The organism is Pseudoalteromonas sp. P1-30, assembly GCF_001400005.1.
GTDB classification, from domain to species: Bacteria; Pseudomonadota; Gammaproteobacteria; order Enterobacterales; family Alteromonadaceae; genus Pseudoalteromonas; species Pseudoalteromonas atlantica.
This window is the reverse complement of the sequence record NZ_LKBC01000004.1, coordinates 38,332-62,291: the sequence shown is the minus strand read 5'-3', so window position 1 is coordinate 62,291 and position 23,960 is coordinate 38,332. Positions and strand designations below refer to the sequence as shown.

General features: G+C 40.3%; 22 protein-coding genes and 1 tRNA gene. 15 read left to right on the top strand and 8 right to left on the bottom strand.

Features of this window, described 5'->3' with window-relative positions:
• Window positions 1–14: 14 nt before the first annotated feature.
• A complete protein-coding gene (locus tag AN395_RS09790; protein WP_054982886.1) occupies window positions 15–326 on the bottom strand; it encodes a helix-turn-helix domain-containing protein in 312 nt (103 codons plus the stop codon).
• A 95-nt stretch (window positions 327–421) separates the two neighbouring features.
• Between AN395_RS09790 and AN395_RS09785 the strand changes: the two genes are divergently transcribed.
• Window positions 422–688, top strand: a complete 267-nt coding sequence (locus AN395_RS09785; RefSeq protein ID WP_054982885.1) for a transposase — start codon at window positions 422–424, stop codon at window positions 686–688.
• A gap of 242 nt (window positions 689–930) precedes the next feature.
• Here AN395_RS09785 and AN395_RS09780 read toward each other — a convergent pair whose 3' ends face one another.
• From AN395_RS09780 to gorA, 6 genes are all read right to left on the bottom strand, one after another.
• On the bottom strand, window positions 931–1,644 hold the full coding sequence (locus AN395_RS09780) for a hypothetical protein (RefSeq protein WP_054982884.1): 714 nt from the start codon (window positions 1,642–1,644) through the stop codon (window positions 931–933).
• A gap of 16 nt (window positions 1,645–1,660) precedes the next feature.
• Window positions 1,661–2,152 carry a hypothetical protein gene (locus AN395_RS09775; RefSeq protein WP_054982883.1) on the bottom strand — a complete coding sequence of 164 codons (492 nt, stop codon included), beginning with the start codon at window positions 2,150–2,152 and terminating at the stop codon, window positions 1,661–1,663.
• The gene (locus tag AN395_RS09770; protein ID WP_054982882.1) at window positions 2,145–4,208 is read right to left on the bottom strand and encodes a hypothetical protein; all 2,064 of its coding nucleotides are present in this window, start codon (window positions 4,206–4,208) and stop codon (window positions 2,145–2,147) included. The genes AN395_RS09775 and AN395_RS09770 overlap by 8 nt, the downstream gene beginning before the upstream one ends.
• 1 nt (window position 4,209) lies before the next feature.
• Window positions 4,210–5,919, bottom strand: a complete 1,710-nt coding sequence (locus tag AN395_RS09765; RefSeq protein ID WP_054982881.1) for a hypothetical protein — start codon at window positions 5,917–5,919, stop codon at window positions 4,210–4,212.
• Window positions 5,906–7,132 (bottom strand): site-specific integrase, encoded by a 1,227-nt coding sequence (locus AN395_RS09760; protein ID WP_054982880.1) that lies wholly within the window; start codon window positions 7,130–7,132, stop codon window positions 5,906–5,908. Before AN395_RS09760 ends, AN395_RS09765 begins: the two co-directional genes overlap by 14 nt.
• A 106-nt stretch (window positions 7,133–7,238) precedes the next feature.
• On the bottom strand, window positions 7,239–8,603 hold the full coding sequence (gene gorA / locus AN395_RS09755) for a glutathione-disulfide reductase (protein ID WP_054982879.1): 1,365 nt from the start codon (window positions 8,601–8,603) through the stop codon (window positions 7,239–7,241).
• A gap of 226 nt (window positions 8,604–8,829) precedes the next feature.
• Between gorA and prlC the strand changes: the two genes are divergently transcribed.
• From prlC to AN395_RS09695, 12 genes are all read left to right on the top strand, one after another.
• Window positions 8,830–10,881, top strand: a complete 2,052-nt coding sequence (gene prlC / locus AN395_RS09750; protein WP_054982878.1) for an oligopeptidase A — start codon at window positions 8,830–8,832, stop codon at window positions 10,879–10,881.
• Between the two features lie 131 nt (window positions 10,882–11,012).
• Window positions 11,013–12,194 carry a PleD family two-component system response regulator gene (locus AN395_RS09745; RefSeq protein ID WP_054982877.1) on the top strand — a complete coding sequence of 394 codons (1,182 nt, stop codon included), beginning with the start codon at window positions 11,013–11,015 and terminating at the stop codon, window positions 12,192–12,194.
• 50 nt (window positions 12,195–12,244) lie between these two features.
• A complete protein-coding gene (locus tag AN395_RS09740; RefSeq protein WP_004585768.1) occupies window positions 12,245–13,000 on the top strand; it encodes a class I SAM-dependent methyltransferase in 756 nt (251 codons plus the stop codon).
• Window positions 13,001–13,099: 99 nt separating this feature from the next.
• Window positions 13,100–13,828, top strand: coding sequence for a tRNA (cytosine(32)/uridine(32)-2'-O)-methyltransferase TrmJ (trmJ, locus tag AN395_RS09735; protein ID WP_054982876.1), 729 nt, complete (start codon window positions 13,100–13,102; stop codon window positions 13,826–13,828).
• A gap of 220 nt (window positions 13,829–14,048) precedes the next feature.
• Window positions 14,049–14,540 (top strand): Fe-S cluster assembly transcriptional regulator IscR, encoded by a 492-nt coding sequence (gene iscR, locus AN395_RS09730; protein WP_004585770.1) that lies wholly within the window; start codon window positions 14,049–14,051, stop codon window positions 14,538–14,540.
• 25 nt (window positions 14,541–14,565) lie between these two features.
• Complete coding sequence (locus AN395_RS09725; RefSeq protein ID WP_004585771.1) at window positions 14,566–15,783, top strand: IscS subfamily cysteine desulfurase; 1,218 nt, start codon at window positions 14,566–14,568, stop codon at window positions 15,781–15,783.
• 42 nt (window positions 15,784–15,825) lie between these two features.
• Window positions 15,826–16,209 (top strand): Fe-S cluster assembly scaffold IscU, encoded by a 384-nt coding sequence (iscU, locus tag AN395_RS09720; RefSeq protein ID WP_004585772.1) that lies wholly within the window; start codon window positions 15,826–15,828, stop codon window positions 16,207–16,209.
• A 9-nt stretch (window positions 16,210–16,218) separates the two neighbouring features.
• Window positions 16,219–16,542: an iron-sulfur cluster assembly protein IscA gene (iscA, locus tag AN395_RS09715; protein ID WP_004585773.1), complete on the top strand. Its 324-nt coding sequence runs from the start codon at window positions 16,219–16,221 to the stop codon at window positions 16,540–16,542.
• 96 nt (window positions 16,543–16,638) lie between these two features.
• Complete coding sequence (hscB, locus tag AN395_RS09710; protein ID WP_004585774.1) at window positions 16,639–17,166, top strand: co-chaperone HscB; 528 nt, start codon at window positions 16,639–16,641, stop codon at window positions 17,164–17,166.
• Between the two features lie 41 nt (window positions 17,167–17,207).
• Window positions 17,208–19,070, top strand: coding sequence for a Fe-S protein assembly chaperone HscA (gene hscA / locus AN395_RS09705; protein WP_054982875.1), 1,863 nt, complete (start codon window positions 17,208–17,210; stop codon window positions 19,068–19,070).
• 10 nt (window positions 19,071–19,080) lie between these two features.
• Entirely contained in the window at window positions 19,081–19,419 is a 339-nt protein-coding gene (gene fdx, locus AN395_RS09700; protein WP_004585776.1) for an ISC system 2Fe-2S type ferredoxin, read from the top strand.
• Between the two features lie 396 nt (window positions 19,420–19,815).
• Complete coding sequence (locus AN395_RS09695; RefSeq protein WP_054982874.1) at window positions 19,816–21,243, top strand: NAD-dependent succinate-semialdehyde dehydrogenase; 1,428 nt, start codon at window positions 19,816–19,818, stop codon at window positions 21,241–21,243.
• A gap of 506 nt (window positions 21,244–21,749) precedes the next feature.
• On the opposite strand, the gene AN395_RS09690 is transcribed toward AN395_RS09695, so the two are convergent.
• Window positions 21,750–21,825 (bottom strand) — tRNA-His (locus tag AN395_RS09690).
• 263 nt (window positions 21,826–22,088) lie between these two features.
• On the opposite strand from AN395_RS09690, the gene AN395_RS09685 reads away from it, so the two are divergent.
• Both AN395_RS09685 and AN395_RS09680 read left to right on the top strand, forming a co-directional pair.
• Complete coding sequence (locus AN395_RS09685; RefSeq protein WP_024032471.1) at window positions 22,089–22,907, top strand: mechanosensitive ion channel family protein; 819 nt, start codon at window positions 22,089–22,091, stop codon at window positions 22,905–22,907.
• Window positions 22,908–23,071: 164 nt separating this feature from the next.
• A complete protein-coding gene (locus AN395_RS09680; RefSeq protein WP_029773724.1) occupies window positions 23,072–23,854 on the top strand; it encodes a YdiY family protein in 783 nt (260 codons plus the stop codon).
• Window positions 23,855–23,960: the final 106 nt, after the last annotated feature.

Below are 23,960 nucleotides of genomic sequence, written 5' to 3'. Positions count from 1 at the left end.
TGGATACAATGTAGCTATTTAGGCAGTCCTTTAAGCTCTTGAATTAATATAAACTTCTTCTCTGTATCTAATTTTGCTATCTCAATAACTAGCTCTGCTGTAGTCTCATCTTCACAGAAAAAATAATTCAGTGGAACATCGAGCTCTTTAGCAATTCTTTTTAAGGTTTGAAGATCAGGAGTATGTCTGCCTTTTTCATAATGGTTCATGCGACCACTCGCAGAGCTAGGGTCCATGCCAATATTAATTCCCAGTGTTTTTTGAGAAATTCTTTCTCGCTGCCTCGCCTCTTTGAGGCGCTTGGGAAGTGGGTTATTAAAATCCAAAAGTTAATCATGAAAAAAGAAAGCCATGCTTAGATTCTCTAAGTTATAGTCTATCATGTATACTTAGGAATCCTAAGTGACTATGTGAGGATACTGTGAGTAAACCTTATTCTTCTGAATTTAAAAAATCGGTATTACAAAAAGTCATCATTAAAGGTCGTCGTGTATCTGATGTCTCTAGTGAATACGGTATTGGGCAAAGTACAATTTACAGGTGGTTAAAGGCAAACAGTGAAATAAAAAAGAATTCAAAAGAAAAGTTTATTGTGAAGAAGTTAGAGCAGCGGCTTCAGCAAGTCTCAGATGAGAGAGATATTTTAATTAAAGCCGCTTCTATTTTTGCAAAAAAATTAACTATTTAGCTTTTTCATTAATAGGCTAACTGGTTATTTTTTTATTTTTAGTATCTTTAATTTCTCCCCCTCGCGAGCTTGGATCACGGTAATAGCTTCGGTAACCTTAAGGGCAGATTGTCATGTACTGATACTGGGGGGAGTTTAAACACTCCTTTTCGCTGATTTGAAAAATAATTAAAGCGAGTAAACGCTTCATATACAAGTCGTTGTAACTCATCATTATTCATATATGGGGGCGTATTATTTTCTCAAATATTGTTTTTGTATTGTGGGGTGTCGAATCGGCCTGCATCAGGTACATTTGCTAAGGGTTGTTTAAGTACTGATTCTCTGTGCTGTGCTAAGTCAATGGCATGAGTCAAAACCATTCTTAAATATTTAAAACGGCTGATAATAGCTACTGCTGAGAAAGCTCCCAAGTATAAGCCACCCAGAAAGCCTAAAATCGGATATGGAATACTATCTAGCTGAGGCCCACCAAAAGTTTTGGCATAGACTAAATATAAACCAAACGCAGCTGGAATTAGACCTAATTTATCCATTGCTCCAACTAGGAACCCTAATCGAGTTGATATCCTATCTATGTCATATTCAACTCGGCTTTTCGCAAGGTGGAGATTCCATGATGAATACGTTCCTAATCGCTGAGTAAGTAAAACTTGTCGATCTAAGCTTTCAGCAATACTAACTAATACGTCTTTAGATGGGTTTTTCAAGCTTGAGATGTTAAATATAAATTGACCAAAGGCGTATGCAATAATGAGAATGAAAGCTGTGATTAGCGCAAACGGGGACCACTCTCTAGATGAATCAAAAAGGTAAAGTATAAAAAACGTGGTTATAGACAAACCTGTTGTTACTAGTGTGTATTTTTCAAATTTATTGGCATAAAAGATCTCCAGGAGTTTTTTATTTTTTGGTGACTGCTTTATCAAGTCATTAAAAATATTGATTGCTTCCATGCGGCTAGATACTCATTTATTTTTTATTGAACTCGATAATGCGTTCTCTCTTTAATTGCGTCAACTCTTCTCTAGTATTTTCAAGAGCAACGCTAAGCTCTTTATTCTCTATTTCGAGTTGTTTTGACTGCGCCTTATGCCGGCGTATTAACTCATTAAATTGATGATGCTCCGCTGCTAGTTGCTGAATTGTCTTTTTTAGTTCCACATTTTCTGAACGATACTTTTCTTTTATTCTCTTTTCATTCGAGGCCTTAGACCTTAAAGAATCAGTATACTCTGTATCTGCTTCTTGCTGGCTGCTTGAGCTTTTTTGTTTACTTTTTAGTATCCTTACCTTGGAAGAGAATTCAGAGTAGTAGTGACAACTTCCGTTACCAAGATTAGCTTCTTCTTCAACAGCCCTTATGCTTAGTTTCCTATTTTTGGGGATGCGCTTAGGTTCTCCCGCCAAAATACGCTCAAGTGCTGCCTCTAATCTAATGAGGGTGTTTTCACTCTTAGTCATACTGAGTTACCTCAATGGGGTGCTTATATTGTTCATAAGAAATGTTGAAATCTGACATTACAGACTCAGCCGCACGGATTTGAGTTATGCAATGGGCGTAAACAGAAGGAGATAAATCTATTTGGGTTTTGAGGTACGAACTGAGCCGAGTATGTTTTTGTTGCCAGTTTTTGGCTTGGGCTTCGTCAATAATGCTGCCGCCGCTTTTGCAGTCAACACAGAAGGCAGGGTTTATGACCCCATCCATATTGCAGTCATAACCATTCTTGCAGTAGCTATGCATAGTTCCATGCAATGTTAAAGTTCCTTTTTTGACTGCATCGTAAATTACATCCCAGGAGCTGTAAATGTATGGAAGATCCTCGCGCATTTGCATGATTGCTTTGCCATGAGTTCCGGATAAAGGAGTGTCACTGTTAATCATGTCAAAAAATTTATTAGCGGTTTCTTCTAACTGTGTCTTTTCAAGAAGGTGTTGAAAGTCACTATCTATTCTTAAATCATGTAGCCTGTTACTAATACTACCGACACTATACCAATCAGCCATTTGCAGATAAGTTTGTTTATATTGTTGTTTAAGAGCGCAACTATTACCGATTCGATGTCTTGTTGTGAACAGTGCCAATGAACGCCTAAATTGGTGTGTTTTGAGGGGCCAGTTTTTACCTAAGGTACATATTTCTTTAATCTTGTCATGTGCATTTGGATTAGATCGAAATGCTTCAACTAGATCTTCTTTTGTTATTGTTGAGCCATATGTGTCAGAAAAAAGCTGTAATCTGTCAGGCCATTTTGTTATGACTACAGGCAACTTTGAGCGAGCGGTTCTATTTAACCATAAATAATTACTTTCTTTTTCATAGTTAGCCTCAAGAAGCTCCTTCCTCCAGTTTTTTGTGAACTCTTTCATAAGTTCGACAGCTTTTTCGGTAATTGGAGCTGTAACCCACGTTGTATTTTTTTCACCTAATTTAAAGGTTCGAGATTGCAATAGATGAAATGTATGCCCTCCTATTTCATCACAGAAATAACTGTTTGGTTTCAATACACTAAGCTCTGAGTCTCTCATCCCTGAAAATGCACCACAGCAAATATAGCAAGCTGTGGTTATTCGGCCATATAACTTTTTCCAACTAGTAGCAGTTTTTATGCTCTGAAAAGGAGTCTTTGAAGTGTATTTTGATAATATACTTGAGCACTTTTGAGGGGCAGCCTTATTAACCTCCTGGGCTTTTCGGTGAGCTATAGGGTAACCTGATTTGGGTACATTTAAAAACTTCCAACTACCATTGTTGATTTTAAAATCAACAATGGCTTTCCCTCTGAGGTAATTATCTTGTAGATCATTCTCAATATCTGCGAGCGTATGCCTATGCGGGTAATAAACCTCGACTAACTCTATCGCTTTAGCATAGAGCTCATCAGCTATTCTTTCTGGAATAGAAAGGGTTTGTTGGGGTGTTTTAGTGCTTAATTTTAAAGCGTGTTCGTATGGTTTTAGTGTTGATAGAGTCAAATCAAGCTGTAGCCAACTTTGTAATCTGAAGATGCTGTTTATACCAGCATAAACGTGCTCTAAAGTGCGTTGTGCTAACTTTTTATTGATAAGGTATGAATCTAGTGATTGTGAAGTTCTTTTATCATTTAAGGCTGAAATTGATTTATGATTATTTTGAAGTAAAAAAGTATAAACCTTTTTAAGCGCGGCAAGCCTATTTACTAAAGTTTGTATTTTTATATGGCTACTTCTTGTGCTGTTCTTTTGATAAATCCAGCCATAAACAATAAGTTTTAATTCTAGAGTTAACTCTTCAGAATTTTCTATAAAGCCAAAGTCAAATTTACTTTTTTTATTTATTTGAATCCTCGCTGCGTAGGCAGTCATATCCCAAACTTGGTCTCCGAAGTAGCTTTTATCCTTGCCCATAAAGTCTTTACTAATTACAACCTGATTAAGTTTCCTCCAGTCATGTTTGTTACGTAGTTCGATTACATCTACAAACTGTGTCAGTAGTTTTTGAGGAATGTCTTTTGGGAGAGCAATTAGTGGGGTCATATTATTTAACCGTTGGTAGCGAGTCAGGGGTAAGCCAAAGAGGGTGTCGCCCTTCTTCAGTTAATTTAACTTCAGCGTCAGCAATGATCTTTTTTGCAATTTTAGGGAGAATATTTTGATCGATATAATTTAAAACCTTACTAAAGTTTTGATCAAAGTGTTTCGCATTTAGGTGGAAGTACAATGATTCTTCAATACACTCTTTGAATGACAATAGGCACCATATATCTTCAACCGATTGGACAATTACTTGATGATCGCATCCAAAGCAACCAAGAAGATCAGCACATGCTAACTTTAACTCGTGTAAACCATAGGAACTGACTTTTTTACTAAACTTCTTTGATTGTTCGCCAAAAGGGTTGGCGCAATATGAACCATGAGCAGACTGTTTAATTTGTGGTGAAAGTTGTTCTTGCAGTTCTTCATATTTGAGAACCTTGATATCGAGGTTCTCCTTAGCTTTATCTATTGAAGAAAGACTCTTGGCTTGCTCTGCTCTTATTAGAGATGCTTGTTGCATCATTATGTTATTTTCTAGCTTATTTCCCTCTGAGTAGTGACTTTTGACTGTTCTGGGAGTGTTGTTTAGCAATAGAGCCGTTTCGATTTCATTGCTGTTAAGTTGAGAAATAAAGCTTCCTGTTGCTCTGAATCTTGAAACGCTAAATCTAAGCTCTTTGCCTGTAGAGTCATACATCGGGAAGCTTTTTTTTATAAAAATACTATTGAAATCACGTAAAAACGCATTGTTCAAAGGTGCTCTCTTATTTTCCCAACAAGCCTGAATTAAAGGAGCGTCATCAGAGTTATCAATTACTTTTGATACATCTAATAAAGTATTAAAAAAATCTATGCAATATTTAGGTATGTCAATATGGTGCTCACCTATCTCAATGTTTATTACTTTGAAGGCTCTTCTTTTAAAGGCGCTCATTACATACCAATTTTCATTTTTATACCCTGCAGACTTTGGCCGTCGAAGGTTTAGAATTTGGGTTGTATTGGAATAAGTGTAATAAGCGAGTAAAAACGTAGCGGCTATCATCATTTTATTTACAGGAAGATAAACTTTGTGAGTCTTACCTTTCCATTCGAAGAACATTGGAGAGCTTTTCTTCGAAGCGGCTATATATTTCTCTGGGGAAGCTAAAAATTGTTTAGCCGTTTGTTTGAAGAGTGAACGAAGAAAAGGAAGCATCTTTTTCAAATCAGAGCTTGTGTAGGGTTCATGTGGTTGAGTGTCATTGTTTGGAATGATAACAATGTTATTTAGCCATTTTTCTGAGGCGTTGTTGATTTCTAAGTTTGAAAAAATCACTTTTAGAGTGCTAGTAAAAGTTATATATGCGCTACTTTTAAGCTCTCCTAATCGATAGCGCTCGTAACAATACATACAGAATTTTTGTATTGTGCTTTGCTCAATTGGGAGCATGTTTAGTGCGTCACACCACTTAAGGTAATAAGTAAATTTGTAGTAGTAGTTTGATATGGTTGCATCCGACTTTTCTAAGCGAAGCATTGTGAGTACTTTTTGGAACTCATTAGCTAAATCATCACGATGGGCAAACTCAATGCCTTTTAAGTCTCTTATTCTTTTAGTTGGTGGAATGCCGTTGAAGCGTATTCTATTAAAATCTAAATAATGCGTGGTGTTAGCGCCGCTTCTTAGCTTCAAGCACATTTCTTCTTGCCATTTATTCGGACTCATTGATGAAACCTTCACTCTCTATAGCGTTATGCATTATTTGATCAAGCAAGCCGAATTTATTTTCAAGGGCAGTCTTTTTCTGTAAATACCTTATATATTTCATTGTAGTGCTTTCTTGATCATGGCCCATCCAATGCATAAGGCAATCAAGAGCTTCACCAACACCAAGCCCTGCATCAAGAAGATCGTTAAGTCGATAGGTCGCGTACGTACTCCTCAAGTCATGGAACGAGTAGTGAAAGTTGCTATGTGTGAACTTGATAATTTTTCTGAAGTCAGACCAACGTGCACTCAAAGTTCCTACGGGAGCTTGATTTCCGTATTGGCTAATAAAAAGTGGTTCATATTCACCACGAATTTTTAATTTCTGGATCTTTTTTAGCCTCCTTTCGCTAATTGAATAATCTTTTAGTTTGTTGAATAGAGTTGCAGGAACTTCAATTTCTCTTTGTTTGTTATATTTGGTATTTACACCTGTAGATGGCCCTAAAGTTAAAGTATATCTAGTGTGGGAATTGCTAGTTGGTATAGCGCTATTTAAAGCTTCTTGTGTGAACGAGCAGGCCTCAGATTTTCTAAGCCCGCTTAAAAGAGCAAGGGCACACATTAATTTAAATTCAATTGGTTCGCTTTTGAGCTTATTAGAAAATGCTAATAGCGACTCACTCGTTAAAGGACTTAGACCACTCTCAGACTTTTTTGGGACACGTATTTTCAGGTCAGTAGTTTGAACTATGAACTTAGGTTTTAAATGAGCTAATTTATCAGTTCTTTTGATGCTAATGAACTCAATTACAAAAGGAGCTGTTTTTTCGTCATTTATTTCGATCTCAGATTCTTCGATAGCCCATATATAGAATTGCACAACGTGCTTTAAATAAAGGTTAGCGGTTGAGGGAGAAATTTTTCTACTGTTTACTTCTGACAATAAGTGATATTTAAACTTATAAGTGGGCTTTAGCCTTTTTATTGGTGGGAACTCATCCCAATTCAGAGAGTTAACTTCTAAATATGACCAGTAACAAAGAAGTGCTCTAGAATAAGAGTTCAGATCTTTCAGTCTTTTGCAGGCTACCAAATCATAGAACCAAGCATTAACAGAGTGAACGAACCTCGCGTCAGAAGTATATAGAGTTGGTAGAGACTCTAAATCTTCAAGCTCTGTCTCTGACTTTTTTATTTTTACCAGAGCTGAGCGAATAAGTTTAGCCACACTTTCCTCCTTTCTGAAATAAAAAAGCCAACTAACTTTAAGGTAAGTATAGTTGGCTTTTGAATTATTCCAGATTTTTTAAAAGTGTATTGGTATGTTTTCTACACTAGCCTGTCATAGTAACAAACTCTTCTGAGCCTGTAGGGTGCAGTGCAACAACAGCATCAAAATCAGCTTTAGTTGCGCCCATTTTCATAGCAACCGCAAAGCCTTGAATCATTTCGTCAACGGCAAAACCAATGCCGTGTAAGCCAACTACTTTTTCTTCAGGGCCTACGCATACAAGCTTCATTGCACACGGTTGGCGGTGTTGTGTAACGGCTGTGTACATAGCGGCAAAGCCCGACTTGTACACTTTTACATTTTCTTCACCGTGGCGAGCAATGGCTTCTTGCTCGGTTTCACCAATAGTACCAATAGGTGGGTGGCTAAATACCACGGTAGGTACAAGGCTGTAATCCATTTTTAAATCATCAGGTAGGTCTTTATTAAATAAACGCTCTGATAGGGTACGGCCGGCTTTAACAGCGACAGGCGTAAGTTCTATACCGTGCTCAATAATATCGCCTACAGCATAAATACCAGGTACGTTTGTATTTTGATATTCATCTACTTTTACATAACCAGAGCTATTTAGTTCAACCCCTGCTGCTGCAATGTTAATTACATCGGTGCTTGGCTCGCGGCCAATAGCCCAAATTACTTGGTCAACATTTTGGCTGTAACCATTTTCAAAATGAATGGTTAAGCTACCATCGCTTTCTTTAACAATTTCTTTAGGCGAGCATTCGGTATGCAGTGTTGGGCCTTCTTTTTTCATGATCTCTACCAGGGTTTCAACCAGTAGCGTATCAAAATTACGAAGCGGCGCGTGTCTACGTACAAATAAATGAGTTTCTGTGCCTAAACCATGCAGTACACCAGCAAGTTCTACAGCAATGTAACCTGCGCCAATTACCGCTACTCGCTTTGGCTGCTCTGTTAATTCAAAAAAGCCATTTGAGTCTATACCGTACTCAGCACCTGGAATATTAGGTGTATGCGGACGTCCACCTACTGCAATCAAAATATGATCGGCCGTGTAATGCTCGCCGTTTACTTCTACGGTTTTGCTATCAACAAATTTAGCAAAACCATTAATTACGGTTACGCCATTGTTCGCTAAACCGTTGTCGTATCCTTTATGAATGCGACCAATGTACGCTTCGCGGCTCTCAACGAGTTTGCTCCAGTTAAAGTCTTTTACTTCTACGTTAAAGCCGTAATCAGGTGCGTATAAGTTAATTGCTTCAGCAACTTGTGCGCCATGCCACATTACTTTTTTAGGCACACAGCCTACATTAACACAGGTGCCGCCCATGTGTTTTGCTTCGATAAGCGCTACTTTAGCGCCACGCATTGCCGCACGGTTAGCAGAGGCAATACCGCCACTACCACCACCAATCGCAATGTAATCAAAATGCTGAGCCATGTTTTATCCTCAAAAAATATATTTAACTATAATGTGCCGATGATAGCATATGCTAAGTGCAAGTCACCCAGCGCGGCGCGCTAAAAAGCTGATAAATACAACAAACGAAATTGTTTATTATGCCGATCAGTTTCATCCTAAGCTATATTAGACCCATTAATGGAGGCTTGTATTTCACCGTTTTGCCCCAACTTCAAATTCATAGTCAATTAAATTGAGAAAATTCATGAGCGAAGCACAAACAAATCCACTCATTGGCCTAGAAGGCTTACCCCCGTTTTCAAAAATAAAGCCAGAGTACGTAGTACCGGCACTAAAGCACGGTATAGAGCAATGTCGTAAAGCCATAGATGACGTGTTAGCGAAAGGCTCGTATACATGGAACGATTTAGTATTACCCCTTGAAGAAGCCGACGATAAACTCTCGCGTATGTTTTCACCAGTATCGCACCTTAATTCAGTCATGAATAACGACGAGCTGCGTGAAGCCTACGAGCAATGTTTACCACTTATATCTGAGTACTCAACATTTGTCGGGCAGCATCAAGGCCTGTACGAAGCGTATAATGCGCTTTATAACAGCGATGAATTTAAAACACTCAGCACTGCGCAGCAAAAAACCATCACCAACGCCCTACGTGATTTTAAACTTTCAGGCATTGCATTATCAGCAGAAGATCAAAAGCGCTACGGCGAAATTAGCACGCGTTTATCTGAACTTGCCTCTAAATTTGGCAACAACGTAATGGATGCAACGCTTGCATGGCATAAACACATTACCGATGAAAGCCAATTGGCAGGCTTGCCAGAGTCGGCATTAGCGCTTGCTAGCGAAACAGCTAAAAGCAAAGGTTTAGACGGCTGGGTATTTACGCTTGATTTTCCGTCTTACTTACCGGTAATGACCTATGCAGATGACCGCGAACTGCGCAAAGAAACCTACACGGCATTTTGTACGCGCGCTTCAGATCAAGGCCCTAATGCGGGTGAGTTTGATAACTCAGCCATTATGAAAGAAGAGCTTGCACTACGCCATGAGCTATCGCAGCTATTAGGGTTTAATAACTACGCTGAAAAATCATTAGCAACTAAAATGGCCGAGTCGCCAGCGCAAGTTTTCTCATTTTTAGAAGACTTAGCCGCTAAGTCTAAGCCTCAAGCAGAGCAAGAAGTGGCAGAACTAAAAGCCTATGCTGAGCAACACCATGGTATTACTGAGCTTCAAGCATGGGATTTTGGTTACTACAGCGAAAAGCTCAAGCAAGAAAAATACGCAATTTCAGATGAAGTACTGCGCCCTTACTTCCCTGCAGATAAAGTACTTAGCGGTTTATTTGAAACCGTTAACCGCCTTTTTGGTATTAAGGTAAAAGAAGTAAGCGACTTTGATAGCTACCACAGCGATGTTCGCTTTTTTGAAATTTTTGATAGCAGTAATACATTGCGCGGTCGTTTTTATCTTGATCTATATGCACGTGAGCGCAAACGTGGCGGTGCGTGGATGGATGACTGTATGGGGCGTAAAGTGCGCGCCAGCGGCGAATTGCAAACACCCGTGGCATACTTAGTGTGTAACTTTAATAAAGCGGTAGGCGACAAACCGGCGCTATTTACACATGACGAAGTAACCACGCTTTTCCACGAATTTGGCCATGGTATACACCACATGCTTACCCAAGTTGATGCTGCTCCTGTTGCTGGTATTAACGGCGTTGCATGGGATGCCGTAGAGCTACCAAGCCAATTTTTAGAAAACTGGTGTTACGATGAAGAAGCGCTGAGCTTTATTTCAGGCCATTTTGAAAGTGGTGAGCCATTACCAAAAGAGCTACTTGATAAGCTACTGGCTGCCAAAAACTATAATTCTGGCATGCAAATGCTGCGTCAGATTGAGTTTTCATTGTTCGATTTTAGAATCCACCACGACTACCAGGCAAACCAAGAGTGCCAAATTCAAGCGATTTTAAACGACGTACGTAGCCGCACGTCGGTGGTTAACCCGCCTGAGTTTAATCGTTTTCAACATGGCTTTAGTCATATTTTTGCAGGTGGCTACAGCGCCGGTTACTACTCGTACAAATGGGCTGAGGTACTCTCTGCCGATGCATTTTCTAAATTTGAAGAAGACGGTATTTTTAACGCCGAAACAGGTAAAGCCTTCTTAGAAAATATTTTAGAAAAAGGCGGCAGTGAAGAACCTATGGAGTTATTTAAAAAGTTCCGAGGTCGCGAGCCAAATGTTGATGCGCTACTGCGTCACAGTGGTATAGCTGCATAAACAACTACTTAACCTTATAAAGCGCCTACATGGCGCTTTTTTTATGTTTTTTAATATATTGGCCAATTGTTTTTAGTAATTTTAACCTCCCGTACTATGCTTTGTGTATACGCAGCAAAATGGACTAGGGCATGGCAAAGTTGGTACTAACGATTGATGACGATTTGTATGTTCATCGAATTATTGAAGAGGCTTTAGCGGGCTTTTGTAAGCTTATTCACGCTAAAGATGGCGAACAAGGACTTAAGCTAGCCAAAAAGCACACGCCCGACATAATTTTACTTGATATAGAAATGCCCGGTAAATCCGGCTACCAAGTATGCCAAGCACTAAAAGAAGATGAGTCAACACACGATATACCCGTTATGTTTTTGTCCTCTAAGGTGGAGCTTAACGATAGAGTAAAAGGTTACAGCGTAGGCGCATCTGACTACATTATAAAACCCTTCAACACCGAAGAGCTAATGGCACGCATTAAAGTGCTTTATGAGTACCGGCAGCAATGTGAAAAGCTAAAATTTGATGTAGCTAAAGCGCAAGATACCGCCGCAATGGCTTTGGCGGAGTCGGGGGATATGGGGCGTATTGTTAGGTTTGTGGGGCAAAGCTATCACTCTCATAACTTTCATTCGTTAAGCGAGCACTTACTTGCCTTTTTCAGCCCGTTTAATTTAGACGTGGTTATTGTGTTTTGGTATCAGGGGGGGAGCTATTTTTATAGTTTTGAAAGTGGTGTATGCCCGCTCGAGCAGGAGCTTTTAGAGCAGCACCGTAATGCCAATCGGTTTGTGGATATTGGTAACAGCACCATTATTAACTACCCCAAAATATCTTTATTAATTAAGAATATGCCGGCTGATAATCGTGCTTTATACGGCCGTTATAAAGACTTATTCCCGCACATACTCGAAGTGACAAACGAAAAGGTCGTTGCTATGGAAAGAAACGAAAATAGCTTTGAACAAGCCACCCAAATTAGCACTGCTTTGCAAGATATAGTAAAGCAGCTTACTAGCCAAAATGTTGTACAAAACGACTATACAAGGCAGTTTATAGAGCAGCTTCATGAACTTAACTGTGCAATTAAACAAACACAAGCACACGCCAATCCTGCCGATTTAACTTTATACATGTCGCAATTAGACGAAACTATGCAGCTGCTAGTAACCGCAAATAGTGATTTAGCGTTTATAAAGTACCAGCTTAAACAAGTGACCGAGAGCCGCAACGAATTATTGTGCAACTTACGCTCTAAAGTAGAGGAGGCCAGCTCACATAGTCTTGCGCACCAAAGCGATATAGAGCTATTTTAGTGCTTTAACGCTTGTTATACTGCAGCTGAAATTTTTCGTCGGAGTGTGTAGTGGTTATTCAGTGTGCTTTTAAAGAGTGTCGCCCATATTTAAATGAGCTAGAAACGCGTTTTAACTTAGCCCAATGGGCGCAAAGTTGTAGCGGTTTTACTCTGCATTACGACGATAAAGGCCTTAGCCTTTTAAAAAGCGATGAGCCTAAACTTGGCGCAATAAACGTAGACTTTGTAACAGGTGCAGTTGCTCACAGGCGTAAGTTTGGCGGCGGCAAAGGGCAATCAATCGCAAAAGCGGTAGGGTTAAATAAAGGCGCAACCCCTGTTGTACTTGATGCCACCGCCGGGCTTGGCCGAGATGGCTTTGTGCTAGCGTCACTTGGCTGTAAGGTTATACTGCATGAGCGCCACCCTGTGGTAGCAGCTTTATTATTTGATGGCTTAAAACGCGCTTACGAAGATGCAGAGATTGGTTCGTGGATGCAGCAAAATATGAGCTTAGTGTTTGGCTCAAGCCACACGTTATTAGAGCAGTGCGAGAGCATGCCTGATGTAGTGTATTTAGATCCTATGTTTCCACACCGAGAAAAATCAGCGTTAGTTAAAAAAGAAATGCGCGTATTTCAGGCATTAGTAGGCGCAGATACCGACGCCGATGACTTACTTGAATTCGCCTACCCACTTGCCAGTAAGCGTGTGGTCGTTAAACGCCCCGATTACGCCCCATTTTTAAACAATCAAACCCCCAGCATGCAAATTAAAACAAAAAAGAACCGTTTTGATGTGTATGTAAAAGCGGCCATGGTTTAACGGTATTTAGCGTGTTGATCGGCTTTAAGGATCTAGGATCTTAGCGCGCTTTTATGTTAGAATTCGCACAATTTTTTGGCATAGTAAAGTAGCACAGCAATGATCTTAGATGATATTCGCATCGTTTTAGTTAATACCTCACACTCTGGCAACATTGGTTCGGCGGCTCGCGCCATGAAAACCATGGGTTTATCAAAACTGTATTTAGTGGACCCTGCTTGTGAAGTAGACAGCCATGCAAGCGCCTTAGCAGCCGGTGCAACCGATGTTTTAGGTAATGCGGTTATTGTTGATACCGTGGCTGATGCGATTGCCGATTGTGCATTAACTATTGGTACGAGTGCTCGTTCACGCACGCTGTCTTGGCCTATGGTTGAGCCACGTGAGTGCGGTGAAAAGCTAGTTGCTGAGGCTGTAAACGGCCCTGTAGCGCTTGTATTTGGCCGTGAAAACAGCGGTTTAACTAACGAAGAACTACAGCTGTGTAATTACCATGTATGTATTCCTGCAAATCCACAGTACAGCTCGCTTAATTTAGCTATGGCGGTACAAACGCTAAGCTACGAAACACGTATGGCGTTTTTAAATCAGCAGCCAAAGGCTGAGCAAGCAGACGATGAGACTGCTTACCCAAGCTCAAAACAAACAGAGTTATTTTACGAGCATTTAGAAGAGACGCTCGATAACACCGGTTTTATTATTAAGCAGCATCCAGGTTTAGTAATGACCAAGCTACGCCGTTTGTTTAACCGTGCACGCCCAGAAGAGGCAGAGCTGAACATACTGCGCGGTATTCTTACCTCAATTAATAAATCTATTCCTAAGTAAGGTATAGCGATTGGTTATAAAAACCTGCGGGTAAATAACGAGCTAATACTTGACTAAAACACTCAAGTAATTACAATACACCTAATACTTGACCAAAAAGGTCAGGTATTAAAAATTTGTTAATAGAACAGTGTTCTCTAATCAAATTTTTATCAAGTGATAATACTTGACTATTTTACTCTGGTAATTAAAATTTGCACTCTTTTGTGCGGGGGGCGTTATGAAGTTAACATCAAAAGGCAGATATGCCGTAACAGCTATGCTGGATGTTGCACTACATGCGAGTGTAGGTCCTGTTGCCCTTGCTGATATTTCACAAAGACAAGAAATTTCTTTGTCTTACCTTGAGCAATTATTTGCCCGTTTACGTAAAAATGGCTTAGTGAGCTCGGTTCGTGGTCCTGGCGGCGGTTATTTGCTAGGCCGAGAAGCCGCGGTTATCTCTGTTGGCGATGTAATTAGCGCCGTAGACGAATCGGTAGATGCAACACGTTGCCAAGGTGCCGATACCGGGTGTCAAAGCGGTATGCGTTGTTTAACTCATAACCTATGGTCTGATTTAAGCGCACGTATCGAAGAGTTTTTAAATAATATTACCTTAGCTGAATTGGTGGAAAAATCAGATGTGAAAGAAATCGCATCTCGCCAAGATAACAGCATCAATAATGCAATTAAGCAGTTGGAAAACATTCAAGTAAGCTGTCAACTATAAAAGTTGACCTGCAGCGGAGAGAGAAATGAAGTTACCGATTTATTTAGATTACGCAGCGACCACGCCTGTTGACGAGCGTGTTGCAAAAGAAATGATGCAATGCCTGACAATGGACGGTAATTTTGGTAATCCTGCGTCACGTTCGCACCGTTTTGGTTGGCAAGCTGAAGAAGTAGTTGACCAAGCGCGTACAGACATTGCCGATTTAATTAATGCCGACCCGCGTGAAATTGTTTTCACATCGGGCGCAACAGAATCAAATAACCTTGCAATTAAAGGTGCAGCGCAGTTTTACAAAAAGAAAGGTAAGCATGTTATTACCGCTAAAACTGAGCATAAAGCAGTAATCGACACGTGTCGTGAACTTGAGCGCCAAGGCTTTGAAGTAACCTACATGGACGTTGAAGAAAACGGCCTGTTAGATCTTAAAAAGCTTGAAGAAACTATGCGTGACGACACTATTCTTGTCAGCATTATGCACGTTAATAACGAGCTAGGTGTAATTCAAGATATCAATACTATTGGTGAAATGTGTCGCGAACGTAAAATTATGTTCCACGTAGATGCAGCACAAAGCGCAGGTAAAGTATTAATCGACGTACAACAGCTTAAAGTTGATTTTATGTCGTTCTCAGGCCACAAAGTATATGGCCCTAAAGGTGTTGGCGCACTTTACGTTCGTCGTAAACCACGCGCTCGCCTAGAAGCGCAAATGCACGGTGGCGGCCATGAACGTGGTATGCGTTCAGGTACACTTGCAACTCATCAGCTAGTAGGTATGGGTGCAGCATTTAGAATTGCTAAGCAAGATTTTGAAAAAGATCACGCACACATCAGCGCATTACGTAAACGCCTAATTGACGGCATTATGGCTGATATGGACGAAGTATACTTTAACGGCGCACAAGACCAATCAGTACCAGGTATTGTAAACATCAGCTTTAACTTTGTTGAAGGTGAGTCGTTACTTATGGCAGTAAAAGACATAGCGGTATCATCAGGGTCTGCGTGTACATCAGCAAGCTTAGAGCCTTCATATGTATTACGCGCACTTGGCCGTAACGACGAACTAGCACACAGCTCAATTCGTTTTAGTATTGGCCGTTTTACTACCGAAGAAGAAATTGATTACACCGTTGAATTAATGAAAAACTCTATCGGTCGCCTACGCGAGATGTCTCCTTTATGGGAAATGCATCAAGAAGGTGTTGATTTAGATTCAGTTGAATGGGCTCACCACTAATACGAGTGAGCACCTACCGTAGCAGGTAATGAGGATAGAATTATGGCTTATAGTGATAAAGTAATCGACCACGTAGAAAACCCACGTAACGTTGGTGTTTTAGACAAAAATGATCCGTCAGTGGCAACGGGTATGGTTGGCGCACCAGCATGTGGTGACGTAATGAAATTGCAAATTAAAGTATCGTCTGAAGGCGTTATTGAAGATGCAAAATTTAAAACATACGGTTGCGGCAGTGCAATTGCTTCATCGTCACTTGTAACAGAGTGGGTGAAAGGCAAAACACTAGACGAAGCATCAACTATTAAAAACACTGATATCAGTGCAGAGCTTGAATTACCACCAGTGAAAATTCACTGTTCAATTTTAGCTGAAGATGCAATTCAAGCAGCAATTGCTGATTACAAAAGCAAACAAGCGAAGTAAGAGAAATTCATGGCAGTGACATTGACAGATGCGGCAGCAAACCGCGTACAATCATTTTTAGCAAACCGCGGTAAAGGTTTAGGCCTGCGCGTTGGCATTAAAACGACGGGCTGTTCAGGTCTTGCTTATGTACTCGAGTTTGTTGATGAGCTTAACGAAGACGATGAAACCTTTAAAGCTAAAGGCGTTACCTTAATTGTTGACGCTAAAAGCTTGGTTTACATCGACGGCACTGAGCTTGACTACACCAAAGAAGGCTTAAATGAAGGGTTTAAATTTAATAACCCTAACCAAGCCGACGAGTGTGGTTGTGGCGAAAGCTTTACTGTTTAAGCTCAGCTACCTTTGTAGTATTTTTAAGCCCTGCCAGTAATTGTAGGGCTTTGTTATTTGTGAAATTTGTATTTCTAAATTTTATTGGTTGAAGCTATGCGTTACTTTGAGTTATTTGCAATACCAGTTGATTACAACATTGACTTGGCAACAATAAATAAGCATTACCTAGAGCTGCAGCGCGCAGTGCATCCCGATCGCCACGCTAATGCGAGCAGCCGTGATAAGTTAATGGCCGTACAAAGTACCGCTGAAATTAACGATGCGCTACAAACGCTAAAACACCCAGTAAAACGAGCTGAATATATGCTCAGCGAACTAGGTGTTGATATTCGAGCTGAGCAACAAACACTGCAAGATCCAATGTTCTTAATGCAGCAAATGGAACTGCGTGAGGAGCTTGAAGAGCTCGCTTCAGCAAGTAACCCTGAGGCCGCTATCGCCAATTTTGAATCACAAATAAAGCAATTAAAAATCCAATACAGTAATGAACTTGCCGAGCAACTTGCAAGTAACGACGAGGCGCAATATCAACAAGCTGCTGACAACATTCGCAAATTAAAGTTTGTATATAAATTAGAAGACGAACTTGAGCGCATTGAAGACAGTTTATTTGACGATTAATTACTTGCTGTAAAGCGAGCAACACGAGTTTAAAGAGCATTATGGCATTATTGCAAATTGCTGAGCCGGGGCAGAGCGCGGCACCACATGAACACAAATTAGCAATAGGTATTGACCTAGGTACCACTAATTCATTGGTTGCAACGGTACAAAGTGGCGAAGCCCGCACATTAACAGATGACCTTGGTGCAGCCATGTTGCCATCGGTTGTGCGTTACCAAGCTGGCGGCATCACGGTAGGTACCGATGCTGCACAAGCTGCAACACAAGACCCAGCCAATACCCTTATTTCGGTTAAGCGTTTTTTAGGTAAAACTCAAGCCGAAATAGAGCAAAGCTACGGCCAATTACCGTACCAGTTTTGTGAAGATAACGGCTCGCTTGCCATTCAAACCGATGCCGGAAAAATCAGCCCTGTTAAAGCCTCTAGCCATATTTTAGCGGCTCTAAAAGCGCGTGCAGAGCAAAGCTTTGGTAATCAAGACATTTTAGGTGCAGTAATTACTGTGCCTGCGTACTTTGATGACGCACAGCGCCAAAGCACTAAAGATGCAGCCGAACTTGCTGGCATTAACGTATTACGTTTATTAAACGAGCCAACCGCTGCGGCAGTCGCTTACGGGTTAGACTCGGGCCAAGAAGGTATCATTGCTGTTTACGATTTAGGCGGCGGCACCTTTGATATTTCTATACTTCGCTTACACCAAGGTGTGTTTGAAGTAATGGCAACTGGCGGTGATTCAAGCTTAGGTGGCGATGATTTTGATTCGTTATTAGTCGATTACTTTAAGCAGCAAACAGGTGTGTCATCATTATCACCTTCTGTGCTTCGCTTATTTATTAATAAAGCAAAAGCCTGTAAAGAAGCCCTAAGCCAGTACGCAAAAGTAAATGTAGTGCTTGAATTTGACGAGCAAAAACACACCGTAGAAGTGACACGCGAAACTTTTGACGAGCTGGCTATGCCACTTGTTAAAAAAACACTTCGTTCGTGTCGTCGTGCAGTAAAAGATGCTGGCATCGAAAACGAAGAAGTGCTGCAAGTTGTAATGGTAGGCGGTTCAACTCGCATGCCACTGGTTCGCAGCCAAGTTGAAGGGTTTTTTGAAAAAGAGCCGCTAACATCAATCGACCCGGATCGTGTTGTTGCACTAGGTGCAGCATTACAAGCTGATGTATTAGTAGGTAATAAGCCCGATTCTGACATGCTATTACTTGATGTATTGCCACTGTCACTTGGCCTTGAAACGATGGGTGGGTTAGTTGAAAAAATAATTCCGCGTAATACCACTATTCCTGTTGCTCGTGCGCAAGAATTTACTACCTTTAAAGACGGCCAAACGGCAATGTCTTTACATGTGCTACAAGGTGAGCGCGAACTGGTTGACGATTGCCGCTCGCTGGCTAAATTTAGCTTAAAAGGTATACCGGCTATGGCAGCAGGTGCTGCACATATTCGTGTTACCTTTAAAGTGGATGCCGATGGCTTGTTAAGTGTATCAGCAATGGAAAAATCGACTGGTGTGCAAGCTGAAATCCAAGTTAAACCATCATTTGGCTTATCTGATGACCAAGTAGCTAACATGCTTAAAGAGTCAATGAGCAACGCTAAAGATGACATGCAAGCACGTATGCTTAAAGAGCAACAAGTAGAGGCGCTACGTGTTATAGAAGCACTAGAGGCGTCACTTGCTAGCGACGGTGAGTTGCTCGACGATATTCAACTTGCTAATTTAAAAGCTGAAATAAGCGAGCTTGCTAAAGTGCGCGAGACCGCACAGCAACCAGGTGAAATTAAAGCCGCAATTGAAAAAGTAGATAACGCTAGCAGCGATTTTGCCTCGCGCAGAATGGATGCATCAATTAAAAAGGCCCTTACAGGGCAGTCAGTAGACAACGTTTAAAGAGGTTAGAATGCCACAAATTATTTTTCTTCCCCATCCGGAATTATGTCCTGACGGTGCAGCACTTGAAGCGCCTGCGGGCGAAACAGTCCTTGATGTGGCCCTTAAAAACGGCATTAGCATTCCACACGCATGTGAAAAATCGTGTGCATGTACTACATGCCATTTAGTGATCCGCGAAGGCTTTGACTCACTAGATGAAAGCGATGAGCTCGAAGACGACATGCTAGATAAAGCATGGGGCTTAGAGTCAGAATCTCGCTTAGGATGCCAAGCAGTGATTAGAGATGAAGACTTAGTAGTTGAAATACCTAAGTACAATCTCAATATCGTTAATGAAGAGCACTAGTTTTTAATTAACGAGAATTTTTTAAAAGCCGCTGTTTTTTACAGCGGCTTTTTTGTTTAAGAGATTGTATAAGCACGTAGCAGCGACTTTATGTCGCGTTTTTAAATGAATGATCACGTAATCATAATCGCCGGGTAAACCCGCTGCTACATTTACACGGTAGCAGCGACTTTACGTCGCGTTTTTAAATGAATGACCACGTAATCATAATCGCGGGGTAAACCCGCTGCTACATCTTACACCGTAGCAGCGACTTTATGTCGCGTTTTTAAAATAGGCCTAGATCTAAAGTGATCACGTTTTACAGGTCGAATTACAGTCAAGGAATTATCGCTTTTGGCTAAACCCGCTGCTACGCGTTTTACCTAACCCATAAAACTATTTCGGAGGTCTATTTTGAGTAATCTAATTTTTTGTGACTCGTTTATTAATGGTGAATTTTATAAAACCAATAAACGTTTTAGCGTTGACGACCCCGCGACCGAAAAAAGTATTGTTGAAGTAAGTGATATAGACGAGCAAGGCGTTAATAGCGCAATAAAGGCAGCGCAAGGTGCGTTTGTTAAGTTAAAATCAACCAATGCCACTGAGCGAAGTAATACGCTAATGCGTTGGTATGAGCTGATAATAAAACACAAGCAAACGCTTGCTGAGCTAATGACCAAAGAGCAAGGTAAACCGCTTAAAGAGTCGTTAGGTGAAATAGACTATGGCGCTGGGTTTATAAAATGGTTTGCAGAAGAAGCTAAACGCAGTTACGGCGATGTGATCCCCCCAACCGACGATACACATAGATTAACGAGCTTTAAACAACCTGTAGGCGTTGTGGCTGGCATTACTCCTTGGAACTTTCCGGTTGCTATGGTGACACGTAAAGTGGCGCCAGCATACGCTGCAGGCTGTAGTTTTGTGCTAAAACCTTCTGAATATACACCTTTATGTGCTTTGGCGTTGGCATACCTTGCCGATCAAGCTGGGTTTGTAAAAGGGGCTTTTAACGTACTGATTTCGCAAGACGCAAAAACAGTCGGACAAATACTTACTGACTCAGAAGTGGTGCGCAAATTTACTTTTACAGGTTCAACAGGCGTAGGCAAGCAGTTACTTTCTCAGTGTGCGGGTACGATTAAACGTACCTCCATGGAACTTGGCGGAAACGCCCCCTTTATTATTTTTGATAACGCCGATATAGACGAAGCAATCGACGGCCTCATGGCGGCTAAGTTTAGAAACAGTGGCCAAGCATGTGTAGCCGCAAACCGCATTTTTATTCAGCGCAGTATTTTAGATGAAGTGCTGAGTAAAATTACGCCTAAAGTAGCCGCATTAAAAGTAGCCAATGGGTTTGAAGAGGACGTAGACATTGGCCCCCTTATTTACCCAAAAGCGAAAGAAAAAGTGCAGCAGCTTGTGCAAGATGCACTTGATAAAGGCGCAGACCTAATAGGGGATAACAGCGACTTAGGCGGCAGCTTTCAAAACCCGCTTATTGTTACTAACGTAACGACCGAAATGGATATATACCACGAAGAAGTATTTGGCCCGGTATTAACTGTTATTCCTTTTGATGAAGAAAGCGAAGTACTAGCCCTTGCTAACGATGTTCCATATGGCTTAGCGGCTTATTTTTACAGTCAAAATATCAAGCAGATTTATCGTATTAGCGAAGGGCTTGAGTTTGGCATGGTTGGTGTTAACGAAGGGGTTATATCTAACCCAGTGGCACCGTTTGGTGGAGTTAAGCAATCAGGCTTAGGCCGAGAAGGCGGCCATCAAGGGCTTGATGAATACCTTGAAGAAAAATACGTGTGTATCAAAGTTTAAAAACGATGACACCAGAAACCATGAAAAATTGGTTACCCAGCACGGTTTAGGTTACTAATACCAATTTGCTTAATTAAGTGATCTATAACTACAGGTTACCTTTTTATTGCTAGATATAGGCCTTAGTGCTACATTTACGGCATAATTTTTGTTTAAAAATAATCAAAAATAAAAAGAATTTCTACTTGTAGAAATAACCCGTGTGTAAATGCCACCGCAAGGTGGCATTTTTTATAGCTTGATGATTAAACTCCACGCCCTCGATAAGCATTTTTAATTATACCGCAGTTTCAAACTCGCCTATTTTTATAGTATTACTTCGATACATTTTTAATAAAAATCTAAACGCACTTTAGATTGGATGCTATTTTAAAACGTATTTAAAAACAAAAATTAATATAAATAAAAATGGGTGTGTGAAAAGTTATTTCATTGAGGGTAATAAATTAATAATTTATTTTAAATATTGCTAGGAAGTTTACATGAAAAAATAAGAAGAGAAAAAATGGGGCGATTGACGGGGCTTGAACCCGCGACAACCGGAATCACAATCCGGGGCTCTACCAACTGAGCTACAACCGCCACTACACACCTCGTTTGGTGTGGCGCGCATAATACATAATATTATAAATGTTGTGAAGCCTAAAATTAAAAAAAATCAAAAAAAATAAATATTTCATAAAATTGCCTACTATCAGTAAAGGTTCATAAAGAGTGTGTAGCGTATTAGCGCTGATAATAAAAATTATTTTGTAGTGATAATTTACTATTTAATGAGAATAAAATGTAAATTAATGTATACTCACTTGCGGGAAATTGCTTAATAAAAACTATTTGGAGTTACTATGGATTCAATACTTACTTGGCTAAACGAAAACTCAGGCCTAATTTTACACTACGGTATTCAAGCAGTTATTGCGCTTGTTATCTTTTTACTTGGTAGCCGTATTGCCAAGTTTTGTGCAGGCTTAACAGAAAAAACATTCGATAAAAAGAAAGTTGATAAAGCTGTAGGCTCATTTGTATCGAGTATAGTTTATGCCATCGTATTTGCTGCCACTATTTTAATGGCACTTTCGCAAATCGGTATAGAAACAACCTCGTTTATTGCTATTTTAGGTGCGGCTGGCCTAGCTGTTGGTTTAGCGCTGCAAGGTTCGCTGTCTAACTTTGCATCTGGCGTACTTATTATATTGCTTCGTCCATTTAAATCAGGTGAGTTTGTTGAAGCTGGCGGTAAAATGGGCACGGTTAAAAAAATTGAAATATTCTCTACAGAGCTTCGCACTCCAGATAACAAAGTAATTATCGTACCAAATTCACAAATTATGTCTGGTGCTATTACTAACTTCTCGCGTGAGTCTACTCGCCGTATCGATTTAGTAATTGGTGTAGGTTACGATGCTGACTTACGTAAAACAAAAGAAGTATTACAGTCAGTACTTGACGCAGAGACTCGTTTACTTAAAGATCCAGCATACACTGTTGCAGTTTCTGAACTTGCAGACTCAAGCGTAAACTTTATTGTGCGTCCTTGGGTAAACTCTGGTGATTACTGGCCAACGTACTGGGCATTATTAGAGAACATTAAAATTGCATTAGATGATGCAGACATTACAATCCCATTTCCACAAATGGATGTACATTTACACAAGCAAGACTAATACAAATCCGCAATAATACTTAATCATTTCGTTAAAAAATTCTCATTTAGAACAACTAAATAGCGAATTTTTTGCCTGGCTATTAACACGCTTTTCCAGCCTCAAAATAGATTACTTAATTAAGCGAATTAGTATAATTTTTAGGATTAAATAGGTTATTTTTAATGAAATTAAAGCTTTTAACACTTTTAGTTGCAGCATCTGCTGCAACTAACGCATTCGCTGAAGACGCAGAGAAAAAAACGTGGGAAGTAACAAGCGAGCTAGGTGCTATTGTCACTAGTGGTAACACTGAAACTACAACGTTGAAAGGCGGTTTAAAGGTATTACATCACCTAGAAAACTGGAATAACGAGTACAAAATCGACGGCATCTATAAAGAAGATGAAGTAGAAGATGACAACGGCGACAAAGACAAGCAGCGTACGAACGAAAAGTACTCTGCATCTGCGCAAGGTAATTACAAATTAAATGAAAAGAATTCTCATTTGTTCATTTATGGTTCACACGTTTCAGATTACTTTGGCGCGTATAGAACTGAATCTGTAATTTCTGCTGGTTACGGCTTACGTTTAATTGACCAACCAGATATGTGGTTAAATGCAGAGTTTGGTCCGGGTTACAAATTTTTTGAATACTCAGACGACAGCACGCAAGTTGATGACGACGGTAACCTACTTGCAGGCGAAAGCGACAGTGAAGTAATTGCTTTAGGTAAACTTGATTACAACTGGCAGATTTCAGATAGCGCACGTTTTACTCAACTTGTATCAGTTGAGTACGGTGATTCAAACACCAAAACGCGTTCAGAAACTGCATTGCTAGCAAAAATAAATGGCTCGCTGCAAATGAAAGTCGCTTTTAATGTTACCAACAACTCAGATGTTGCTGATGACGAAGAAAGCACAGATACAGAGACGTCATTAACGTTAGTTTACAGTTTTTAACCAAAAACCGTATTTAATGACATTTAAGTGACAAAAGGGGCGAAAGTCCCTTTTTTATTTGTTTAGATTTAATGTATTATAGCCACCAATTTTGGTTGTAGACCTA